Source organism: Thalassovita autumnalis, from assembly GCF_001458255.1.
GTDB classification, from domain to species: domain Bacteria; phylum Pseudomonadota; class Alphaproteobacteria; order Rhodobacterales; family Rhodobacteraceae; genus Thalassobius; species Thalassobius autumnalis.
In genome coordinates, this window is sequence record NZ_CYSB01000038.1 from 155,812 (window position 1) to 177,030 (window position 21,219).

19 protein-coding genes are annotated in these 21,219 nt (G+C 60.9%); 5 read left to right on the forward strand and 14 right to left on the reverse strand.

The window, feature by feature from the left end:
* Positions 1–53: 53 nt before the first annotated feature.
* The gene (locus tag TL5118_RS15465) at positions 54–1,307 is read right to left on the reverse strand and encodes a cytochrome-c peroxidase (RefSeq protein WP_242601800.1); all 1,254 of its coding nucleotides are present in this window, start codon (positions 1,305–1,307) and stop codon (positions 54–56) included.
* A 69-nt stretch (positions 1,308–1,376) separates the two neighbouring features.
* On the opposite strand from TL5118_RS15465, the gene TL5118_RS15470 reads away from it, so the two are divergent.
* The gene (locus tag TL5118_RS15470) at positions 1,377–1,847 is read left to right on the forward strand and encodes a tetratricopeptide repeat protein (protein ID WP_058244763.1); all 471 of its coding nucleotides are present in this window, start codon (positions 1,377–1,379) and stop codon (positions 1,845–1,847) included.
* A 56-nt stretch (positions 1,848–1,903) separates the two neighbouring features.
* Here TL5118_RS15470 and TL5118_RS15475 read toward each other — a convergent pair whose 3' ends face one another.
* The 6 genes from TL5118_RS15475 to TL5118_RS15500 all read right to left on the reverse strand — a co-directional run bounded on the left by TL5118_RS15475 (position 1,904) and on the right by TL5118_RS15500 (position 7,539).
* Positions 1,904–2,965 carry a TRAP transporter substrate-binding protein gene (locus TL5118_RS15475; protein WP_058244762.1) on the reverse strand — a complete coding sequence of 354 codons (1,062 nt, stop codon included), beginning with the start codon at positions 2,963–2,965 and terminating at the stop codon, positions 1,904–1,906.
* Positions 2,966–3,012: 47 nt separating this feature from the next.
* Complete coding sequence (locus TL5118_RS15480; protein ID WP_058244761.1) at positions 3,013–4,302, reverse strand: TRAP transporter large permease; 1,290 nt, start codon at positions 4,300–4,302, stop codon at positions 3,013–3,015.
* Positions 4,302–4,892 carry a TRAP transporter small permease gene (locus TL5118_RS15485; protein WP_058244760.1) on the reverse strand — a complete coding sequence of 197 codons (591 nt, stop codon included), beginning with the start codon at positions 4,890–4,892 and terminating at the stop codon, positions 4,302–4,304. The genes TL5118_RS15480 and TL5118_RS15485 overlap by 1 nt, the downstream gene beginning before the upstream one ends.
* Before the next feature lie 84 nt (positions 4,893–4,976).
* Positions 4,977–5,495: a flavin reductase family protein gene (locus TL5118_RS15490; RefSeq protein ID WP_058244759.1), complete on the reverse strand. Its 519-nt coding sequence runs from the start codon at positions 5,493–5,495 to the stop codon at positions 4,977–4,979.
* The gene (locus TL5118_RS15495) at positions 5,495–6,385 is read right to left on the reverse strand and encodes an aldo/keto reductase (protein WP_058244758.1); all 891 of its coding nucleotides are present in this window, start codon (positions 6,383–6,385) and stop codon (positions 5,495–5,497) included. Before TL5118_RS15495 ends, TL5118_RS15490 begins: the two co-directional genes overlap by 1 nt.
* Positions 6,385–7,539: an LLM class flavin-dependent oxidoreductase gene (locus TL5118_RS15500; protein ID WP_058244757.1), complete on the reverse strand. Its 1,155-nt coding sequence runs from the start codon at positions 7,537–7,539 to the stop codon at positions 6,385–6,387. Before TL5118_RS15500 ends, TL5118_RS15495 begins: the two co-directional genes overlap by 1 nt.
* 122 nt (positions 7,540–7,661) lie before the next feature.
* Here TL5118_RS15500 and TL5118_RS15505 point away from each other — a divergent pair, with 122 nt between their 5' ends.
* Both TL5118_RS15505 and TL5118_RS15510 read left to right on the forward strand, forming a co-directional pair.
* A complete protein-coding gene (locus TL5118_RS15505; protein WP_058244756.1) occupies positions 7,662–8,372 on the forward strand; it encodes a GntR family transcriptional regulator in 711 nt (236 codons plus the stop codon).
* Between the two features lie 9 nt (positions 8,373–8,381).
* Positions 8,382–9,488: a Gfo/Idh/MocA family protein gene (locus TL5118_RS15510; RefSeq protein WP_058244755.1), complete on the forward strand. Its 1,107-nt coding sequence runs from the start codon at positions 8,382–8,384 to the stop codon at positions 9,486–9,488.
* 136 nt (positions 9,489–9,624) lie between these two features.
* On the opposite strand, the gene TL5118_RS15515 is transcribed toward TL5118_RS15510, so the two are convergent.
* The 5 genes from TL5118_RS15515 to TL5118_RS15535 form a co-directional block, all read right to left on the reverse strand.
* Positions 9,625–12,624: an aminotransferase class III-fold pyridoxal phosphate-dependent enzyme gene (locus TL5118_RS15515; RefSeq protein ID WP_058244754.1), complete on the reverse strand. Its 3,000-nt coding sequence runs from the start codon at positions 12,622–12,624 to the stop codon at positions 9,625–9,627.
* Between the two features lie 162 nt (positions 12,625–12,786).
* The gene (locus TL5118_RS15520) at positions 12,787–13,596 is read right to left on the reverse strand and encodes an ABC transporter permease (RefSeq protein ID WP_058244753.1); all 810 of its coding nucleotides are present in this window, start codon (positions 13,594–13,596) and stop codon (positions 12,787–12,789) included.
* The gene (locus TL5118_RS15525) at positions 13,589–14,356 is read right to left on the reverse strand and encodes an ABC transporter ATP-binding protein (protein WP_058244752.1); all 768 of its coding nucleotides are present in this window, start codon (positions 14,354–14,356) and stop codon (positions 13,589–13,591) included. Before TL5118_RS15525 ends, TL5118_RS15520 begins: the two co-directional genes overlap by 8 nt.
* Positions 14,357–14,429: 73 nt before the next feature.
* Entirely contained in the window at positions 14,430–15,461 is a 1,032-nt protein-coding gene (locus tag TL5118_RS15530; RefSeq protein ID WP_058244751.1) for an ABC transporter substrate-binding protein, read from the reverse strand.
* A 23-nt stretch (positions 15,462–15,484) separates the two neighbouring features.
* Positions 15,485–16,165: a GntR family transcriptional regulator gene (locus tag TL5118_RS15535; protein WP_242601796.1), complete on the reverse strand. Its 681-nt coding sequence runs from the start codon at positions 16,163–16,165 to the stop codon at positions 15,485–15,487.
* A 196-nt stretch (positions 16,166–16,361) separates the two neighbouring features.
* Here TL5118_RS15535 and TL5118_RS15540 point away from each other — a divergent pair, with 196 nt between their 5' ends.
* Positions 16,362–17,594, forward strand: coding sequence for a lytic murein transglycosylase (locus TL5118_RS15540; RefSeq protein WP_058260806.1), 1,233 nt, complete (start codon positions 16,362–16,364; stop codon positions 17,592–17,594).
* 52 nt (positions 17,595–17,646) lie between these two features.
* Here the strand turns inward: TL5118_RS15540 and TL5118_RS15545 are convergent, their stop codons facing one another.
* Positions 17,647–19,956, reverse strand: a complete 2,310-nt coding sequence (locus tag TL5118_RS15545) for a molybdopterin cofactor-binding domain-containing protein (protein WP_058244749.1) — start codon at positions 19,954–19,956, stop codon at positions 17,647–17,649.
* A 5-nt stretch (positions 19,957–19,961) separates the two neighbouring features.
* Positions 19,962–20,426, reverse strand: coding sequence for a (2Fe-2S)-binding protein (locus tag TL5118_RS15550; RefSeq protein ID WP_058244748.1), 465 nt, complete (start codon positions 20,424–20,426; stop codon positions 19,962–19,964).
* Between the two features lie 189 nt (positions 20,427–20,615).
* On the opposite strand from TL5118_RS15550, the gene TL5118_RS15555 reads away from it, so the two are divergent.
* Positions 20,616–21,176 (forward strand): TetR/AcrR family transcriptional regulator, encoded by a 561-nt coding sequence (locus TL5118_RS15555; RefSeq protein ID WP_165590054.1) that lies wholly within the window; start codon positions 20,616–20,618, stop codon positions 21,174–21,176.
* Positions 21,177–21,219: the final 43 nt, after the last annotated feature.

Here is a 21,219-nt window from a genome sequence, read left to right on the forward strand (position 1 = left end):
TATTTGGAAGGCGGGTGAGAGAAATCGCACCCGCCTTTCTGATTGTCTTGGGGTTATTGATCCAGCGGCAGCTTGCTGGGCACTTCACTTGGGATTTCAAAGCTTTGAGCCGCCGCCGCGGTGCCGGTCAGGCTGTCCAGAAAGGCGAGGATATCCTCAACCTCATCTTCGGAAAGGCGTGGCAGATCAATCTCTTGGCTGGCAGCGAGGCGGGCCATTTCCAGCCGGTCGGCCTGTGCCACAAAATCGATTGGCGCGAGCCATGGGGCAGACACCAGTTGCGCATCCTCTGGCTGCCAATCCGCGCGCATGCCACTGGGGTCCAGGTGGTGGGCCAGCATCTGGCGCAGGGTTTGATAGGCGCCGTTGTGACCGTAAGGGGCCGTCAGCGCGACGTTGCGCAGGGGCGGGGTGCGGAAGCGGTAGGCGTCTTCCAACCGATCACTTTCGCCCATGCGGCCAACATCGCGCACCATCGGATCAAACCGGCGGGTCCGACCAGGGCCAAAGGCGGGCAGGGCGAGGGCGTGGAATTTCTGATCGCTAAGCAGCGGGCCTGAGTGGCAGCTGGCGCAGACCGCCTTGCCGTAAAACAGATCCATGCCGCGTTCGGCGGCGGGGGTTAGTGCTGTCTTGTCCCCAGAAAGATAACGATCTAACGCGCTGTCATAGCTGCGAAATTCAGTGCCGACAAAGGCGGCCAGCGCGTTGGCAATCTCGGTAATTGTGACCTGATCGGGGGTCTTAATATGGTCGAAGGCCTCAATGAACATCTCCCCATATTGCGGCAGGGTGCGGACCCGTTTGGCAACGATGGGCCAGCCGTAATCGATCCGGTCATTGACCGCGCCTGCAACCTCATTTTCTTCAGACCCGCCCGCCATTTCGGTAGCTGAGGTCAGCGGAAACAGCGCCTGTGCTGCCAAAAGTGAATTCAGCCCCTCGGGCAGCCATTCCTCACCCGGGGTGTTGAAGCCATTTTCATAGTCATCCCCGATCGAAATCCGACCGTCATGCATCAGGATCGAGACCTCTTTGGCCCCAAGGTTCCACAGCGCCGGCGCGTTGCGCGGCACCCGTTTTTCGATCCGGGCCGCCCCTGTGCCGCTGGTGCGTTTTGGACCCAGTCCAACACCGCCTTCACCGACCCCAAGTGACAGGCCGTCAGAGGTGCCAAGACTGGGGTGGTGACAGGTGGAGCAGCTGATATTTTTGTTTCCTGACAATATTTTATCAAAAAACAATAGGCGGCCAATCTCTGCTTGCTTTGCGTCGAATTCTATAAAATCCTGTGGTCCAAGCGGCACCGGTCCGGCCTCGGAATGGGCGGGATGTGACAGTGCCAAAAGCGACCCGAACCCGAGGAGAAGACCCCAATGCGCCGCCTGATTTTTGCCCTTGCGCTTGCTGCCACCCCTGCCGTTGCCGAGATCGAAAAAGCGCGAGATCTGATGGAGGCGGGGGAATTCCCGGCCGCCTATGATGCGCTGTGGCCGGCGGCGCGGTCGGGCAATGCCGATGCGGAAGAGCTGATCGGCATCATGTATGCCATGGGACTGGGGGTTGAGCGCGATGATGAGCGGGCGTTTGAATGGTATTTGCGCAGCGCGATGAAGGGCCATCCCGGCGCGCAGTCGGGGGTGGGCTGGTATTATGAGATCGGGCGCGGCATGCCCACGCCGGATCTGACCCGCGCCTATATGTGGTATACGCTCAGCGCGATTGGCGGCGATCCCGACGCGGCGATCAGCCTGGAAGAAGTGATTAAGAAGATGACGCCGGAGCAGATTGAAAAAGCGCATATCTTGGTCGCCGATTATAGGGCCTGGATGTATCCGTTCCGTTAACAGACGAAACGGGTGATAGAAAAAGGGCGGCCCCGAGGAGCCGCCCTTGTCTTTGCTTATTGCAGGTCAGCGTCGCGGGCGCCGTTGATGTCTGCCTCAGCCGCGGCAACCGCTTCGGTCAGCGCGTTGAAGGCCATCTCACCCTTGTCGACGTTGGTTTTGAACCAGTCGTAAACGGGCGAAGCGGCTTCTTTGAAGGCCGCTTTCTGGGCCGGGGTCGGCACGTAAAGGTCCCCGCCACCAGCAACGAACTCTTCATAGGCGGCGATGGATTTACGCTTGGGCGAGGCAAAGGTTGCCTGTTGCAGCGCGTAGAAGCCATCCACCACCACGCGGCGCATATCTTCGGGCATGCCGGTGAAGGTTTCGTTACTCATCCACCACAGCGCACCCATGTAGGCGTGGCCGTCCAGGGTGACATACTGCAGGCCGGCATCGGGGAATTTCATGCCCATGATGTCGGTGATGCCGTTTTTAGACCCTTCAACCACACCGGTCTGGAACGAGGTGAACAGTTCAGGCCACGGGATCGGGGTGGGCGAGGCGCCCAGTGCCTTAACCAGTTCCTGCGGCAGGTCGGCAACCACGGTACGGATCTTCAGACCTTCCATATCGGCAGGTTCCGCCACGCGGCGTTTGGTGTTGGCAAAGTTGCGCCAGCCGCCGGTGTTGCCGATGGTCATCAGGCGGATGGTGTCGCCGCTGTCTGCCAGCGCCATCTGGCGCAGGGTGCGGGTGAACTCACCCGACAGCACATGTTCCGCAACACGGTCGTCCGCCATCAGGTAAGGCAGGTCCAGCACCTGAACATAGGGGAATAGGCCAGCGGCCCCGCCCGAGGTCGAGATGTAGACGTCGATCGAACCGTCAGCCACACCCTGCAGACATTCCGCACCGTTCGAGCACAGCTGGGTGCCGATGAACAGCTCTACCTCGATGGCGCCGTTGGAGGCAGCCTCGACGTAGTTTTTGAACACGACCAGACCGTCATAGTCTTCGTCGTTTTCGTTCGAGTTGGCGGTGGCCCGGATGGTGTAATCCGCAGCCTGCGCCGCAGAGAGTGCGGTGCCAGCCATCAGGCCCGCGAGGGCCAGGGTTTTCAGTGTTTTCTTGAGCATGCGTGTTCCTCCCTGAGTGCTCATATTTTGTCTGAAATGGTTAAGGTTTAATTGGCGAACCCCGTCAGACGCGGGATCGTCATGGAGATTGCGGGGAAGAAGGTGATCAGGAAGATCACCACCACCTCCACCGCAAGGAAAGGCAGAATGGCGCGGGCAATGGTGGTCACCCGTTCACCGGAAACGGCGGAGGCCACAAACAGCACCAGCCCCATCGGCGGTGTCGCCAGACCGACGGTCAGGTTCACACACATGATGATGGCAAAGTGGATGCTGTCGACGCCAAGGCCGGCAAAGACGGGGCCCAGGATCGGGCCCAGAATGATGATCGCGGGGCCTGCGTCCAGGAACATGCCGACGACAAACAGCAAGAGGTTGATCAGGAACAGCAAAAGCAGCGGGTTCTCTGTCAGTGCCAGAATAAAGGCGGCCAACTGTTCAGGCGCATGGCTGAGCGACACAACGGTTTTGAACGACATGGCCGCGCCCACCAACAAGAGCACCACGGCTGAGGTCAGGCCAGCGCGGGTCAGCACATCGGGCAGTTCCGAGAACTTCAGCGTCTTGATCACGAAGAGGCCGATGAACAGCGCATAGGCCACGGCCACAGCGGCGGCTTCGGTCGGGGTGAAGACGCCAGCCAGGATACCGCCCAGAATGATCACCGGGGTCAGCAGCGGGAAAAACGCCTTGAGGCTGGCCTGACCACGTTCGCCCCAAGTCGCCTTTTGTGAGGCAACGGGGAAGTCATAGCGGTCTGCCATGACCTTGATCATCACCATCAAGCCAATGCCAACCATCACACCGGGCACGATGCCGGCCAGGAACAGCGCGGCGACGCTTTCGCCCATGACATAGGCGTAGATGATCATGATGCCCGAGGGTGGGATGATCGGGCCGATCACCGAACTTGCGGCGGTGATGGCGGCGGCAAACTTGCGGCTGTAGCCCTGTTTTTCCATCGCGGGGATCAGCATCGATCCCAGCGCCGAGGTATCCGCCACGGCAGAGCCGGAGAGGCCTGCAAACAGGATCGAGGACAGCACGTTCACGTGCGCCAGTCCACCGCGAAGGTGCCCCATCAGGGCCTGTGAAAACTCCACTAGCCGCAGTGTGATGCCACCGCGGTTCATCAACTCACCCGCCAGCATGAAGAAGGGGATCGCCATCAGCGGGAAGCTGTCCATTCCGTTGTAAAGGTTGCGGTACAGCAGCGTGATGTCACGCTCTTGCCCGTTCAGCCACAGCAGCGCGCCGGGGGCGAACAACAGGGCAAAGAACACCGGTAGACCGATGAGAAGAAGCGCCAGAAAGAGGGGCAGGAACCAGATGAGCATTATTCGGCGCCTCCCGAGACGACATGGGGCAGGGCAGGCAGCGCGTCGCCGCGGCCCAACAGGCGGATAAATCCGCGCAGGATAAGTTCGATGTTCACAGCAATAAGCATCGCCACCCCAATAAGGAGCGACAGCATCATCCAGCTGCGGGGGATGCGGTACCAACTGTCAAAGCTGAGCGAAGTCGGCAGGTAGAGCGAGGCGGTGGCGAAACGGCCGCCGATGCCGGTGACCTCTTTGTAGCCGATTTGCACAGCGATCACCAAAACGGTGAGGGACACGCACAGCAGCGCCAGCGACAGCAGGCGAATGGCGGTTTTGGGCAGCAGGGCCTCGATCGTATCAATCGCCACAAAACTGCCAGCGCGAAACGCGGTGGGCGCCATCAGGCCAGCCATCCACAACATGCAGAAACGCGCGGCCTCATCCGGCCAGGGCAGGGCGTTGTTCAGCACATAGCGGCAGAACACCTGCACCAGAATGACCACCACCATCGTGGCAATCGCAAACACGCCAATCCAGCGCCCCAGCGCAAGCAGGGGCGTGAGTATCCCGTTAAAGACGCGGGCAAGCGTGATCAGTGCGCCCATGCAGTTCCTCCCTTGCCGGGCCTCATTGGACCCTGGCATTTCGCCTCAGCTGTTGGCCCCGCTCCGCAACAGGGCCAGCGCGTTTTAATTCGTGGCCATTTTGCCCATCTGACCCTTGAAGAAGGTCAGGGCGTCGCCGTCGTCACGCATCTCAGCGCGCAGCACCTCGCCCAGAACGATGGCGTGGTCGCCACCTTCGTAGATGGCGGTCTGGCGGCATTCGAAACGGGCCAGACATCCATCCAGCACCGGCACACCTTCGTTGTTCAGTTTCAGGCTTTCGCCTTTCAGCCCGGCAACATCCTTGGCCACGCGCCAGCACAGCTCATCCTGATCAGCGGCCAGAATGTGGATCGCGTAGTGCTGGGCCTTCTCAAAGAAGGGGAAGCGGCGCGAGTTCTTGTCGGGCGACCACAGCACCAGCGGCGGATCCAGCGAGACGCTGGAAAAGCTGTTGGCGGTGATGGCAACCGGTCCGGCCTCAGACGGGGCGGTGACGATGGTCACGCCGGTGGCAAAGCGGCCAAAGGCATCGCGCAGCAGGCGGGTGTTGTTGGGATCAGGCACAAAGCTCTGGCCTGAGGGGGCGAAATCCATATGCATCAGGGCACCTCCGTTCCCAGTGCGGCCTCATAAAGCAGGAACCAGGTTTCCCGATCCAACTGCACCTTCAGCGCGTCGGAAATGGTCTTGATCCGGTCCAGATTGTTGGTGCCCATCACCGGCAGGATCTTGGCCGGATGACGCAGCAGGAAGGCCACCGCCACCGCAGCGCGGTCGACACCCTGATCGGCGGCAATTGCGTCCAGACGCTGGGCCAATGGGCTGTCCCCGGTCATCAGGCTGCCACCGCCCAAGGGCGACCATGCCATCAGCGGTGTTGCCTCTTTCTGGTGGAAGGCCAGATCGCCATTGGTGAAGGGGCTGATTTCGGCCAGCGAAATTTCAATCTGGTTGGTGACCAGCGTGGTTTTCATCGCCGATTGCAGCAGCTCCCAGTCCCAGGGGCGGAAGTTGGACACCCCGACCGAACGCACCTTGCCTGATGCGACCAGATCATCCAGCGCGGCGCCGGTTTCATTGTGGTCCATCAGCGGGTCCGGGCGGTGGATCAGCAGCAGATCGATATGGTCAATCGCCATATCCCGCAGCGACATCTCAACCGAGGCTTCGATATGCGCGCGCGAAGTGTCGTAGTATTTCACCTTCTTATCCGCGTAACGGCCGATCGGCGCGACGATGTCACATTTGGTGACGATCTCCATCTGGTTGCGCAGGCCCGGGTTGGCTTTCAGCGCGCCGCCCAGGATCGCCTCGGCGACATAGCCGCCGTAGATGTCGGCCTGGTCAAAGGTGGTGATGCCCTGATCCAGACAGGCCTGGATTTTGGCCTCAACCGTGGCGGGCGAGGTGTCTTCGACATCGCCGATGCGCCACATGCCGTAAATCAGCTGGCTAAAGGACAGATCAGAGGTGAGGGAAATGCGGTCCATTAGCGACGAACTCCTGCGCCAAGGGGGGTGAGGGGGGTAGCGGCCGGAACCCGGCCATATTCATGCGGCAGCGAACAGGTTTTGAGGTTCGGCAGAACCCGCTGGCCAAAGTGTTTCGCTTCTTCTTCATGCGGATACCCCGACAGGATGAAGGCCCGGATGCCCATTTTCTGATAGGCTTCCAGCTTTGACATAACCTGATCGGTGGAGCCGACAAGCGCCGCACCGCAGCCCGAACGGGCCCGGCCAACGCCAGTCCAGAGGTTGGGCTCGATGTAGCCGTCATCATCAGCGATATCGCGGTTCTTGGCCTGATGGCTGACACCCAACGATTTGGCGTCCAGCGCCCGTTCCCGGATCGCCTTGCCCTGATCGTCATCCAGTTTGGAGACGATGTAATCGGCGTATTCGCGCGCCTCTGCCTCGGTGTCGCGCACGATCACATGGACACGCAGACCGTAGTCCAGCGTGCGGCCGTGTTTCTCGGCAACGGCGTGGACGGCCTTCATCCGGCCTTCCAGCTCTTCCATCTTTTCCGGCCACATCAGGTAGACGTCGCAATGTTCGCCACACAGCTCCAGCGCGTCGGGCGAATAGCCCCCGAAGTAGAGCAGCGGACCGCCGGTCTGATAGGGGCGCACCGGATCCGTGGTCAGGCCGGAGAAGTTATAGACCTGACCGGCGTGGTTGATCTCATCCAGGGTCCAAGCCTGTTTCAGGATCTCCACCACTTCACGCGAACGCTGGTAACGGTAGGGGCTGTCAGCTTTTTCACCGGGGAAGTCCGAGGAGATGATGTTGACCGTCAGGCGGCCTTCCAGCATGTGATCCAGCGTTGCGATGGTGCGGGCCAGCATGATCGGCTGCATCTCACCGCAGCGCACCGCGGCCAGCATGTTGATCTTTTCGGTGATCGGTGCACAGCCCGCGACAAAGCTGAGCGTGTCCTGACCCACCTGATAGGACGAGGGGCACAGGATATTGCGGAAGCCCTGCGCCTCGGCGGTTTTTACGATGTCTGAGCAATGCGACCAGGATGACCGCAGGTCCCCCTCAGGCACGCCCAGAAACTGATAGTCGTCGGAACAGAGTGCGGCGAACCAAGAAACCTCGGCCGCATCCAGGCCAGCTGAGGTGATTGGGACAACTGTCATGCGAATTCCTCCCGAGATTTCGCGGTTATTCGTTTTCGTTCGATTTGCCCTTGCATAGCAATCGCTTTGATGTAGATCAATGGTGCATCAATTTTCCTGAGACGAGGGAGGAAGGTCACAGGATGTATGAGAAAGGCGATCGGCCCTCTGCGCTGCCGATCTATCTGCAAATCTCTGAAGTGCTGATCCGTGAGATCGCTGCGGGCCGCCTGGTAGATGGCTCACGCCTGCCGCCGGAACGTGAATTGGCCAAGCAACATGGGACCACCGTACGGACCCTACGGAAGGCGCTTGCAGAGCTAGAGAAACAAGGCCTGTTGGAACGGGTCCAGGGTTCGGGCAATTATGTCCGGGCGGGCGGTGATGTGGACAGCGTCTATTCGATGTTCCGGCTGGAACTTGTCAGCGGCGGTGGCCTGCCCACGGCGGACATTCTGTCGATCGAGGAATGTGATAAAAGCGAAAGTTTCCGCACATTCGGGACGTCAAAACGCGGCACGCGAATCAGACGCCTGCGATTCTTGGACAAGCGTCCCATCGCGGTGGAGGAGATCTGGCTGGACCGGGATGCCGGGGCGGTGGAGCCCGCCCATGTCTCAGATTCGCTATATCGCTACTACAAGATGAAGCTGGGGTTCTGGGTCACCCGGGCCGAGGATTACGTCAGCATTGGTACCACGCCGGATTGGGCGCCCGCAGGGTTTGGCAAACCGGCCGGGGCGCCGGTGGGCTATATCGAACGGTTGAGTTGGGCGCAGGCGCCCGCGCCGGTCGAATTTTCGCGAACATGGTTTGACACGGATGTTGCGCATTACGTGCAGCGTCTGAAATGAGGAAGACAAATGAAGAAACAGGTTAACTACGGCATCATCGGCTGCGGCATGATGGGGCAGGAACATCTGCGCAATATCGCACTTTTGGAGGGGGCAGAGGTCGCTGTGATCTTTGAACCCGATGCCGAGATGGCCGCGAAATCGCAGGCCATCGCGCCAAAGGCGCGGATGGCGGCGGATGTGGTCGATCTGCTGTCTGAGCCGGATTTGGATTGCGTGCTGATCGCCAGCCCGAACTACCGCCATGTTGAGCAGTTGGAACAGATGGCGGCTGAGCGTCCGGTGCCTGTGCTGGTGGAAAAACCCCTGTTCACCGATCCCGCGGATGTGGCCCGGCTGGACCAGTTTATTGCGACCTATCCCGCGCCGGTCTGGGTGGCGATGGAATACCGTTATATGCCGCCCATCGCGGCCCTGCTAGAGGCGGCAAAAGGCGCAACCGGGGGCATCAAAATGCTGACCATCCGCGAACACCGATTCCCGTTTCTGGAAAAAGTTGGCGATTGGAATCGATTCAACCGCTACACTGGTGGCACCTTCGTGGAAAAATGCTGCCACTTCTTTGACTTGATGCGTCTGGTTCTAGGGGCGGAGCCGATCCGCGTGATGGCGTCGGGCGGTCAGGATGCCAATCACTTGATTGAGGAATATGAAGGCGAGCGCCCCGATATCCTTGATAATGGCTATGTCATTGTGGACTTCGCCGGCGGCGCCCGCGCCATGCTGGAACTGTGCATGTTCGCCGAAGGCTCCCGCTATCAGGAAGAGGTCAGCGCGGTTGGCCCTGAAGGCAAGATTGAAGCGCTGGTGCCCGGGCCAGGCCGGTTCTGGCCGGACCACCTGGGCGCCCCGCCTGTGCCGCAACTGATTGAGAGCCCACGTGATCCCAAAGGCCCTGTTGTGCGGGAAATCCCAGTGGACCCGGAACTGCTGGAAGCGGGCGATCACAACGGCTCGACCTTCTATCAGCACCAGAAGTTCCTGGAACTGGTGCGCGGTGAACGTGACGGGCCCGAGGTCAGCTTCAACGACGGCAAAATGGCCGTACTGATGGGGATGGCTGCCCAAATCTCGATGAAAGAGGGCCGCGTGGTGGAGATGGCTGAGCTGCTGTGAGCCAGCTCCCGCGTTAAGACAACAAAAGCCGCCCCTCAAGGGCGGCTTTCTTTGTTCCGAGGGGATCTGATTTGGCTGCGCCCGTATCGCGCCCACGGGGCGGGTGTGACGCAGGCTCAAAGGCGAGCCTTTGCCATCAAACCTCGCTCAGGATCTGGTCCAAGGCGTCGAGGATCATCTCGATCCCTTCTGCGTCGACAGACAGGGGCGGGCGGATTTTCAGGATGTTGTCCTTCGGCCCTTCGCTGCCCAAGAGGATCCGATGCGCCCGCATGCGGTTCTTGACGTAAGAAGCAATCTCGGTCCCTTCACGGCGGCTGTCTGCGTCGGTGATCAGCTCCACGCCAACAAACAGGCCCATGCCGCGCACGTCGCCCACGACCTCATACTTGGCTTCCAGCGCCTTCAGCCCCATCATCAGCTTGTCGCCCATGGCCTTGGCGTTCGCTTGCAGTCCTTCGTCATCGACGATGTCCAGAACCTCCTTGCCGATGCGGCAGGACAGGTTGGAGCCGCCGAAGGTTGAGAAGAACTCAGGTCCCTCAGCGAAGCTTTCGGCGATGGCTTTGGTGGTGACCAACACGCCCAGCGGATGGCCGTTGCCGATCGGTTTTCCCATGACCACGATGTCGGGCAGGGCGCCCTGATGTTCAAAACCAAAGTAGTAGTCACCCAGACGGCCCAGCCCGGTCTGCACCTCATCGGCAATACAGACCCCGCCAGCGGCACGGATTTTCTCATAGACCGCAGGCAGGTAGCCCTTGGGCGGGATGATCTGCCCACCGACGGAGGGGAAGGTTTCCGCGATAAAGCCCGCAACGCCATGGCCCTTGTCCTGCAGCGCGGCAATCGCGGGATCAACCAGATCGGCGTATTTCTGGGCGCGGTCTGCGTCATCCCGACCAAAGCGGCCGCGATAGTCATCAGCGACCTCAACAAGTTCCACCCAGTCAGACTGCCCAACGCCGCCCTTGGCGTTGAATTTATAGGCCGAGATATCGATCACCCCGGTGGTGTTGCCATGATAGCCGTGATCGGGCGTCACCATGCCCTTCGCACCGGTGTGGGCGCGGGCCAGACGCAGGGCTAGCTCATTAGCCTCTGTGCCGGAGTTCACAAAGAAACAGACCTCAAACGGTTCCGGCAGTTTCGACAGCACTTTTTCGGCAAAGGCGGTCTGTGCAGGATGCAGATAGCGGGTGTTGGAGTTCATCCGCTTCAGCTGATCTGCTGCCACGGCCTGAATGCGCGGATGGGCATGGCCCACATGTGGCACGTTGTTATAGGCATCCAGATAGGGGCGGCCCCATTCGTCAAACAGGTGGTGTTTCCAACCACGCACCAGCATCACCGGATCCTTGTAGGTCAGGCTGAGGTTGCCGCCGAAATGCGCTTTGCGACCGGCCAGAACTTCGGCCTTGTTGGTCGGCTCATAGCGCACCTTGTCCGCCGGCAGATTGAGCAGCGCAGCCGGGTTGGGGCAGACCCCTTCCCACAGGTACATCTCATCCGGATCGCCCACACCGGGCCAGTCATGGCCCATGCCGTCGGTGGTCAGCGCCAGCTGGAAATGGATATGTGGCGCCCAACCGCCGTTCTGGCTGGGGTCACCAAGGCGGGCAAACACCTCACCCTTGGTCAGCTCCTGCCCGATGGTCAGCGTGTCGACCACATCCGCGGCCAGATGGCCATAGAGCGTGTAAAACGTATCGCCCTCAGGCGTTTCATGGCTGAGGATCACCACCCCGCCATAATCCAGATGGCCGGTGCGGTTTTCCACCACATGCACCTTGGCCGCCATCGGCGTGGCCACGGGGGTGCCTGCGGGCGCAAAGACATCCACCGCCAGATGCACCGTGCGCCGGTTCGAAGCCTTCCACGGCCCTTTGCGGAAGGCGGGTTCGGCGTAGATCAGGCGTGGTTCGTTGTAGTAGCCGATCCACCAGCCGTCCTGGTCGCCATACTCTGCGCCCAGCTGGGCGGCTTCCTCAATCGGCATATCAAAGGGGTTCTGCGGCTCCGCGCAGTTTTCAACTGAGAGGGAGCCCATCGGCACATCGGTTAGATCGCGGCCCATAACAGGGGCAAAATTGCCCTGTTCGGCGGCCAGGAAGGCATGGATGCGCTCGGCCGCATTGGTTACCGGCAGGCCACAAGCAGCGCGAAGGCGGGCCTTCAGCAGGCCGGGGTGTTCATTGTCACGCTCCAGATAGCGCCAGGCCGGGGCCTGCGAGATGGTCACATAAGGATCATCGGGGTTGTCTGCCGCCTCAATGGTGGAGTTCACGACCGAAACCGCCAGCCGCAACCGCAAGAGCGGCTCGACCATGTCGACCTCGGCCGCGCTCAGCGGGTTTTGGATGTGATAGCCTGCCACCAGATGGGCCAGCGCCACCTCAGGCGCGGGATGATCCAGCACGATATAGGCGGCGGCAATGGCAAGGTTGCAGATCCGCGGCGCGGCGCACATATCGCCAAAGTCGATCACGCCTGACACCTGTAGTGGTTCATAGGCGCCGCCGGTGACCAACACATTATAATCATTGACGTCGTTGTGGATCGCCTGTTTCGGCAGGGTCATCAGGCGCGGCCAGATCAGCGCCACGTCAGACAGGATGCCATGCAGAATACCCTGACGTGTTAGGTCACTGATAACCTGCGTGTGCCCGCCGATCCATTGGCCCTGCATCAGATCCCATTTGAAATCACGCGTCAGCGCCGGGTGCTGGAAATCCGCCATCGCCAGATCGGTCGCGCCCAGGATCTGGCCCAACTCCTCGATCAGTTCGGGTGTCTTGGGGCTGTGTTTGGCGTAGCACTGGCCCGGCAGCTTCTCCAGCAGCCAGCACAGGCGATCCTGGCCCTGTTCATCCTGCAGCGTGGCAATGGTGGCGCCGTCTTTGGTGGCGATCACCTTGGGGTAGGGCAGGGCATCGGATTTTTCGGCAATATGGGCCATGGCGGCGACCTGCATCTCAATCAGATCGGCCGCACAACCGGGGCGCATGACCTTCAGCACAAAATCGCCCCGCGCGCCGGCCTCAGCCAGAATGTTCAGGTCATATTCACCGTCGAGCCCAGTCAGCTCAGCCTCAATACCCCAGGCCGCTTTCAGGGCCGCTTGCCAATGTGTCATGCCATCCTCCTGACATCTGCCCAATGCCGGAGTGTGCGGCGGATTTGGGCAAAACCTCTTTGGCCACTTGGTAGACGGTTTTGTAAACGATCCCAAGGCAGAATGGATAAAATATCCACCAAGCACTGTGCGATTTGATCAAAGCACCGTGGAGGGCGCGGATCAGATCCGCCAGCCCAGCAACCGCCGTTCAATCCAGCCGATGACGGTCGAGACGACAACCCCCAAAAGCGACAGGATCACCACCCCGGCAAAGAGCCGTTCCAGATCGTAAAGCGAACCGGCCTCAAGGATATAGGCACCAATGCCGTATTCCGCGCCCAGCATTTCGGCGGCGACCAGCAGGATGATCGCGATTGCCAGCGAAATGCGCAGCCCCGACAGGATGCCGGGCATGGCGCCGGGCAGGACAATCTTACGCACGATGCTTTGCCAGCTGAGGCCAAAGCTCTGCCCCATGCGGATCAGCGAACGGTCCACATTGTCCACCGCGCCATAGGTGGCCACCACGGTGGGGGTGAAGGTGCCAAAGGCGATCAGCGCATATTTGGAGCCTTCATCAATGCCGAACCAGATCACAAACAGCGGCAGAAGCGCGATTTTCGGGATCGGGAAGATCGCCGCCACCAAGGGCACCAACCCGGCGCGGATGTAGCTGGACAGGCCGATGAGGATGCCGACCGACACCCCAACCGAGGCGCCAATGGCCGCGCCCACCGCCAGCCGGGTGAGGGAGGGCGCCAGATGTTTGAACAACATGCCGGTCGACCAGAGATCCTGAAACGTTGCCAGCACATCCGACGGGCGCGGCAATGTCAGCGCGGAAATCCAGCCACTGCGCGTGCCCCATTCCATCAGCGCAATCAGCACAACAAACACCAAGGGGCCAACCCAGCGGCGGGATTTGGGGGCAAATCCACCGCCGCGGAACCGCACTTCGATGCCGCTTTGGGGTTTCATTTGTTCAGACATCCAACAGTTCCTCATCCGCGGCGCGGGCCTCATCGCGCATCAGGGTCCAGAGGTGTTTTTGCACCTCTTCCAGATCGCGGTCGCCATAGCCACGCTCCGCCAGGGGTTTGTCGATTTCAACCACCTCGCGGATTTCGCCGGGGCGGCGGGATAGCACCACGATGGCATGGCCCAGGCGCACCGCCTCGGCCAGATTGTGGGTGACATAGACAGCGGTAAACGGTTGCCGCGTCCAGAGCGCCACCAGATCGTCCATCAGCAATTCACGGGTCTGGCTGTCCAGCGCCGACAGCGGCTCATCCATCAGCATCACCGAAGGGTTCACCGCCAGCGCCCGGGCGATCGCCACCCGCTGCTTCATGCCGCCCGACAGCTGTTTGGGCAGCGCCTTGGCAAAATCGCTGAGCTTGGTGCGGGCCAGCACATCCTCGATGATCTGATCCGCCGCCGCACCCTTGATGCCGTGATCTTCCAGCACGAGGGAGATATTGCCGCGCACCGACCGCCAGGGCAGCAGAGCGAAATCCTGAAATACATAAGTCAGAGGGTTCAGGCTGTCCTTGGGCGGCTCCCCAACCTGTAACACCCTGCCAGCGCTGGGCCGTTCCAACCCGCCGATCATCCGCAGCAATGTGGATTTGCCACAGCCCGACGGGCCGACAAGGCAGATGATGCGCCCCTGCGGGATCTCAAGTGAGATATCGCGCAGCACTTCGGTGTCGCCATAGGCATGGCAGATCCGGTCCAGTTGCAGATCCATAGGGACGCATCCTTTGCGTTATACATCTGCGCCCGGCCATTTCCGTGAGCGGTGGGGCCGGGCGCAGCGGGGGTCAAGCTTCAAACGTGTCGACGTAGCTGGTGTCCACCAGCGTCTCCAGCGTGATGCTGTCTTTGACCAGGCCTTCGCTCTGGAACCAGTTCAGCTGATCGGCCACCGAGGCGACGTTCAACTTGGAACCTTCGTTCAGGCGCATGGTGCCATTGATGATCGACGGTGCTGCCTTTTCGCGCGGCCGGTCAGTGTAGACGTATTTGTGGATCAGATCGACCATCTCATCGACACCGGCATCGCCGCCAGCGCGGTCGATCATGGTGCTGTTGTAGTCGCTGACACCTTTGCCAAACCCGGCAAGGAAATCAGCGGTCTGGCCGCGTTCATCCGCCGCGTTTTTCGCAGAGGTGAAGACGGTGGTGACCTGATAATGCGGCAGGTAATCCGACACATTGCCGATGATATGCACGGCGCCAGACCCCGCCAGCGGCTTGGCGATATGGGGCACGATGGACCAGGCATCGATTTGGCCGGATTTCAGCGCACCGATGATGGCGCCCACCTTCTGCAGCGGTTTGAAGGACATCTCAACGCCTTCAGCGGCCGCAACCTTGGAGCCCATGTAGTGGAAGCTGGACCCGGCGGTGGACATGCCAAAGGTCTTGCCCCCCAGCGCCGCTGGTGAGGTCAGGCCCGCTTGATAGGCCGCATCCGAGGCCAGGATCTTCTGGCCGTCAATGCCTGGCTCTTCGCTCAGCGCGCCACCGATCACTTTGATCGCGCCTTTGTCAGCGAGTGAGATCAGGCCACCGGAAATCGCGGTCACCGCATAGTCCACATCGCCTGATGCAATGGCCACGGCCATCGGCTGTGCGGCCTGGAAGAACTTCAGCTCAACATCCAGACCCGCTTCGGCGAAATAGTTGCGTTCCTGCGCGATGAAGCTGCCGGAATGTGAGGTGAAGCGCAACGCGCCCACGGTGATCTTCTTGTTCATGGCAATGGCCGGGGCGGCCAGGCTGCTGGCCGCAGCAGCACCGGCGAGGCCCCCGAAAAGGCCCAATGTCTGACGACGGTTGAATTTGGTCATGATCTCCTCCCTCATTGACCCTGTCACAGGTGCGATGCACCCAAATCTTCGATGATATCCTGTTCCAACAGATGCAGCGCGGCGGCGCTGTTGCGCGCCAGCACGGCCTCCTGCAGGGCGCGTGCGCGGTCGCTGCGGGCGGTAAAATCGATCCGCCCTTCGCGCAGACGTGCCAGCCGGAAGCGGCGCGATTGATTGTAAAACTGATCCGCCATCGCCATCAGCCGGGGTGAGTCTGAGGCGGAAATCAGCGCGCTTGACAGCGTGTGACAGGCCTCATCCCAGGTCAGTGCCGTCAGATCATCCGGGCTGGCCTGCACCTCAGCCTCGGCACGGCTCAGGGCGTGAAAGGCTGCTACCACGCGGGTTTCCCAGGCGATATCGCCGGCCTTCATCGACCGCTCCAGCCCCAGCTTTTCGCATTCCAGCCGCATCAGCAGGATGTCGCGCAGATCTTCCTCGGTGGCGGAGGTGACGCGAAACCCGCGCTGTGAGGTCGCTTCGACCATGCCTTCAGCCGCCAGCATCCGCAGGCATTCACGCATGGAGTGGTTGGAACCACCGTAGCTTTGGCGCAGCTGGTCGATCTTCAGCTTCTGATCCGGCGCCAGCACCGCAAAGGAAATGTCGCGCCTTATGGCCGATGCCAGCATGGCCACCACGGTCTCCTCTGTCTTTTTGCTTTTGCCGAACAGCACCATCATGCCTCGTTTTCAAAAATGTTGGATATTTTTGCGCTTGTTGGAGGTGTTGAGTCAATACGGTGAAACTCCGTGCCTCCACTTCATTGTCAGCGCCGCCTTTCAATGTTCCCAAAATACTCCCGCCGGAGGCGTTGCTCTGGCCATCCCGGCCAGCGTAGGATTGGCGTGTTTCACATCGCCCCCAACAGGTTTTCCAATGATCCGCCGATTTGCCCTTGCTGTGACCGCCGCGCTGTTGCTGAACCCTCAAGCCGCCCAAGCGGATGCCAAGCTGGAAAAACAGTTCCAGGTCTGGCTGCAGCAGGAGGTCTGGCCAGAGGCCAAGGCGGCAGGTGTGCGGCGCAAAACCTTTCAGGCGGCCTTCAAGGGGGTGACGCTGAAGCTGGATCTGCCGGATCTGGTGATCCCCAGCAAAAAGGCCGAACAACAGGTGCAAAAACAGGCCGAGTTCGGTCGCCCCGCGCGGTATTTCACCCGCCAGACGCTGGAGTACAACACCCGGGTGGGCAAGGAGCTGCGCGCGAAACACAGCGCACTTCTGTCCCGGCTGGAGAAACAGACCGGCGTGCCGGGGCGGATCCTGCTGGCGATCTGGGGCCGGGAAAGCGGCTTTGGCCGGGTGGCGATCAAACATGATGCGCTGCAGGTCTTGGGGACCAAAGGGTTCCTGTCGACCCGCGCGGATTATTTCACGGATGAGCTGATCGCGGCGCTTCAACTGATTGAGGCCGGCCACGCCAGTCCACGGGGGCTGAAATCCAGCTGGGCCGGGGCGTTGGGGCAGCCGCAGTTCATGCCGTCAAATGTTATGAAATACGGCGCTGATGGTGATGGCAATGGCACGGTGGATCTGTTCCGGTCTGAGGCTGACACGCTGGCCTCCATCGCGCGATATCTCGCTGACCATGGTTGGGTTGCGGGCCGCGACTGGGGTTTTGAGGTCAAGGTGCCTGCCAGCCTGTCCTGCGCGCTGGAGGGGCCGGATCAGGGGCGCAGCATCGCAGATTGGGCTGCACTGGGCGTCACCCGCATCAACGGGCGTGCCTTCCCCGCGCATGAGGCCAAAGGGCAGGGCTATCTGATGTTGCCTTCCGGGCGGCACGGTCCGGCCTTCCTGGTGACGCCGAATTTCTACGTGCTGAAAGACTATAACGAAAGTGACCTCTACGCGCTGTTCGTCGGCCATGTCGGTGATCGGGTGCGCTACAACATGGGCGATTTCAAGGTCGGCTGGGGCAAGACGGACAGCCTGCTGCGTTCAGAAGTGGCGGCGATGCAGCGCGGGTTGGAGGCCCTGGGCCATGACGTGGGTGGCGCTGATGGTCTGGCCGGCTCCCGCACCCGCCGCTCCATCGGCCGCTGGCAAGAGGCGCAGGGTCAGACCCCCACCTGCTGGCCCAGCAAGGCGATTGTGCGGCAGTTGAAATAAGCGAGACCCCGAAACATCGTAGCGATATTCCGGGGCCCAATTGGTTTTGGGATCAGACAAAATCCACGTAATTGGCGAAGGGCATTTCCCGCAAGCGGGTGCCGGTCGCAGCAAAGATCGCATTGGCCAATGCGGCGGGTGCTGGCGGCACTGGCGGCTCACCGATGCCTTTGATCTTGTCGCCGTTTTCCAGCCCCTTGATGAAGATCTCAGGGCATTGATAGAGGCGCATCGCCTCGGCACTGTCAAAGTTTGACTGTTCGGCCATCCCGTCGGAATAGGTGATCTCACAGTTCATTGCGTGGCCCAGGCCCCAGACAACGCCGCCCTGCATCAGGTTTTCAAAGTTCACCGGATCAATGATCTGACCAACATCGGCGACCACAAAGGCCTTGTCGATCTTGATGCCGTCTTCTGTGGCGGTGACCTCAATCACCTCGGCGGTGGGCACGCCGAAGCTCTCGACCATGGCGATGCCGCGGCCGCGGTTCGGGCCCAGTTCACTGCCCCAGTTGGACATGTCTGCGACGGTTTCCAGCACTTTGCGGTGGATCGGGTTGTTGACCAGCCGCAGCCGTTCCATCATCGGGTCGGCACCTGCGGCATGGCACAATTCGTCAAAGAACCCTTCGGCAAAGAACCCGTTGGATGAGGCCCCGACCGACCGCCAGGAGCTGATCGGCGCCAGCGCAGGCGCTTTGTAGCCACGTACCCGCAGGTTCGGGATGTCAAAGGGCATGTTCCACGCGCCCGAGATGATCTGCGCATCCGGGCCTACGACGGGCTGTTCCAGACGCGCGCCTTGTGAGGCCAGAACCGAGGGCATGGCGATCTGCAGATCCCAGGCATCCACCTTGCCGTCCTTCACCGCACCACGGGACCGCGACATTGCGATCTGGCGCGGGAAATCATGGGCAAAGTCCTCTTCGCGTGAATAGGTCAGTTTCACCGGCACGCCGGGCAATTGCCGGGCGATTTCCGTGGCGACCATGATGTTTTCAAACTCCAGCCGGTGGCCAAAGCTGCCGCCGATGAACTGGTTGTGAAAGGTGACTTTTTCCTGATCATCCAGCCCCAATGCGCCGGCAACTTTCATCTGCAGGAAACGTGGCATCTGGTGGCCGGCCCAGATTTCGGCGCCGTCACTGTCGACCCGCACAATTGCGCTCAGCGGCTCCAGCGGCGCATGGGCCACATAGGGCGCGCGGTATTCCGCCTCCAAGACCTCAGCCCCCTCAAGAGCGGCATCAACATCGCCGTCTTTGCGCCAATCGGTGTCCAGCCGCTCCTCGGTGAAACTGTCAGACAGCACCTGCCAATGGCCGTCCATTTCAGCCGGGTAGGGGGCTTTGCCCCACTCGATGTCAATCGCCTCCAAGGCCTGGAAAGCGCGCCAGGTGTTGTTGGCGATCACCGCCACGCCTACTGGTCCACTCCGTGTCGTCAGGCTGCCATCGGCGGCGCGCTCGGTGATTGGTCCTTGCACCTCGATGACCTGCTGGACGCCGGGCATATCCTTGGCGGCTGAGGCATCAAACCCCAGCATGGCGCCGCCCTGACGCGGGTTTACTTTGGCCGCGGCGTGGACCATGCCGTCGATCTTTAGGTCGATGCCATAGGTCAGGGTGCCAGTGGATTTGGCAACGATATCCGTCCGCTGCATCGGTTTGCCGATCAAACGCCAGTCTTTGGGATCGCGCAGAGTGACCTCGGTCACGGGATCAAGATCCGCTGCGGCCCCGGCCAGCGCGGTATAGGCCAGTTCCGTGCCGTCGGGCAGCTGTACGGCCCCACGCGCTGTTTTCAGCTGGGCGACTGGCACGCCAGAAACCTTTGCGGCGGCCGCCTTCAGCGTTTCGCGGGCCACGGCCCCTGCGGCGCGCAGCTTTTCATATTGGTCGGGCATCGAGGACGACCCGCCCGTGCCCTGCAGCCCCATGACCTTGGTCACCGCCCCCAATGCACTGCGGGTGGTGCGGGCGGCGAAACCCTCATCAAAGCTCATGAAGGGGGCCAGCTCCCCGGCCATAGCGGTGTTCCAATAGGCGGCGGCTGGCTTGCCAAAGCTGATTTCAACCTGATCCAGCTCCACATCCAGCTCTTCGGCGATCAGCGCAGCCTGGGCGGATTGCACGCCTTGGCCCTTGTCAGCATGGGGCGCGATCAGGGTGATCTTGTTGCTGGTGATTTTCACGAACGGGTTGATCGCCGCTTCACCCGCGGCCAGATCGGCCTCCAGCGGATTGTCATGCGGGCGCTTCAAGGCGTAGGTGCCAAAGGCCACACCGCCAACGATGGCGGTGGCCCCGATCAGGAAGGCGCGGCGGGAATATTTGCGCAAACGGGACTGCGGTTTGTTCATAGTCTTCAGGCCTCCTGCAGGGTCTGAGCGGCGGTTTTCACCGCGGCGCGGATGCGCGGGTAGGTGCCACACCGGCAGAGGTTGCCGCTCATCGCGTCATCGATGTCTTCATCCGTCGGGTTCGGGATCTCAGCGAGCAACGCGGCGGCCTGCATGATCTGGCCGGACTGGCAATAGCCACATTGCGCCACCTGATGTTCGACCCAGGCCGATTGCACCGCATGCAGGGCCGGCGGGGTGCCAAGGCCCTCGATGGTGGTGATTTCCATACCGTCTTCCAGCGTGTCGGCGGTCACCTGACAGCTGCGCATGGCTTCGCCGTCGACATGGACGGTGCAGGCGCCACAGGCGGCGATGCCGCAGCCGTATTTCACACCGGTGATGCCCAGCTCATCCCTGAGAATCCACAGCAGGGGCATGTCATCTTCGACCTCCACCTGCCGTTCAGTGCCGTTCACAATCAGTTTCATGCTGCAATCTCCTTGGTGGCGCCCCGGCTGCGTTGGGCTGTCTTGAGCTGCCTTAGATAGGTCAATGGTAAGCCGCCCCTTGTTGATGGCCAGAAAAGGTCGGCGGTGCTGACCGATTTGGGCATCTGTACACGAGTCGTCTTTGTGTCCAATATTGACACTTGGCCGTTTTTTGTCAATATGCCCATTATGAGTGACAGCAAGATCGAAATCCTTGAGGCTGCGATGCGGGTGTTCACCCGGTTTGGCCTGAAAAAAACCACCATGAAGGACATTGCCGAAGAGGCCGGTGTGGCCCGCCAGACGGTCTACAACGCCTTTTCCAGCAAGGATGTGCTGCTGTGCGATTTGATCCGACACGCCGGGGTCCAGATCGAAGAGCAGACCCGCGCGCAATGGGCGGAAACGCCTGCGCTAGCGGATAAGCTGGATATCTTTTTTGAGATTGCCCTGGTGCAGCCGTTTCGGATCATGACCGCCTCACCCGAGGTGGAAACGCTGGAGGAAAGCCTCAGTGCTGCCGGGCATCGGGCGATGTCCGAGGTGGATGCCATCAAGGAGGCCTTGCTGCTGGATCTTTTTGCAGATCAGTCAGCCGCCTTGGCGCAGCATGATCTGACGGTCGAACAGATGGCGGAATGGGTCAGGGTCACCTGTGTCGGCTATAAATCCCAAGCCAAGAGCGAGACGCAATTGCGTCAACTGTTGTCCGTGGTGCGTCACATGGTGGGGCTGGTCTGCGCGCCCTGATCTGGGCGCGCTGAGGTCCGATAGGGCAGGACAGTTAAGAACA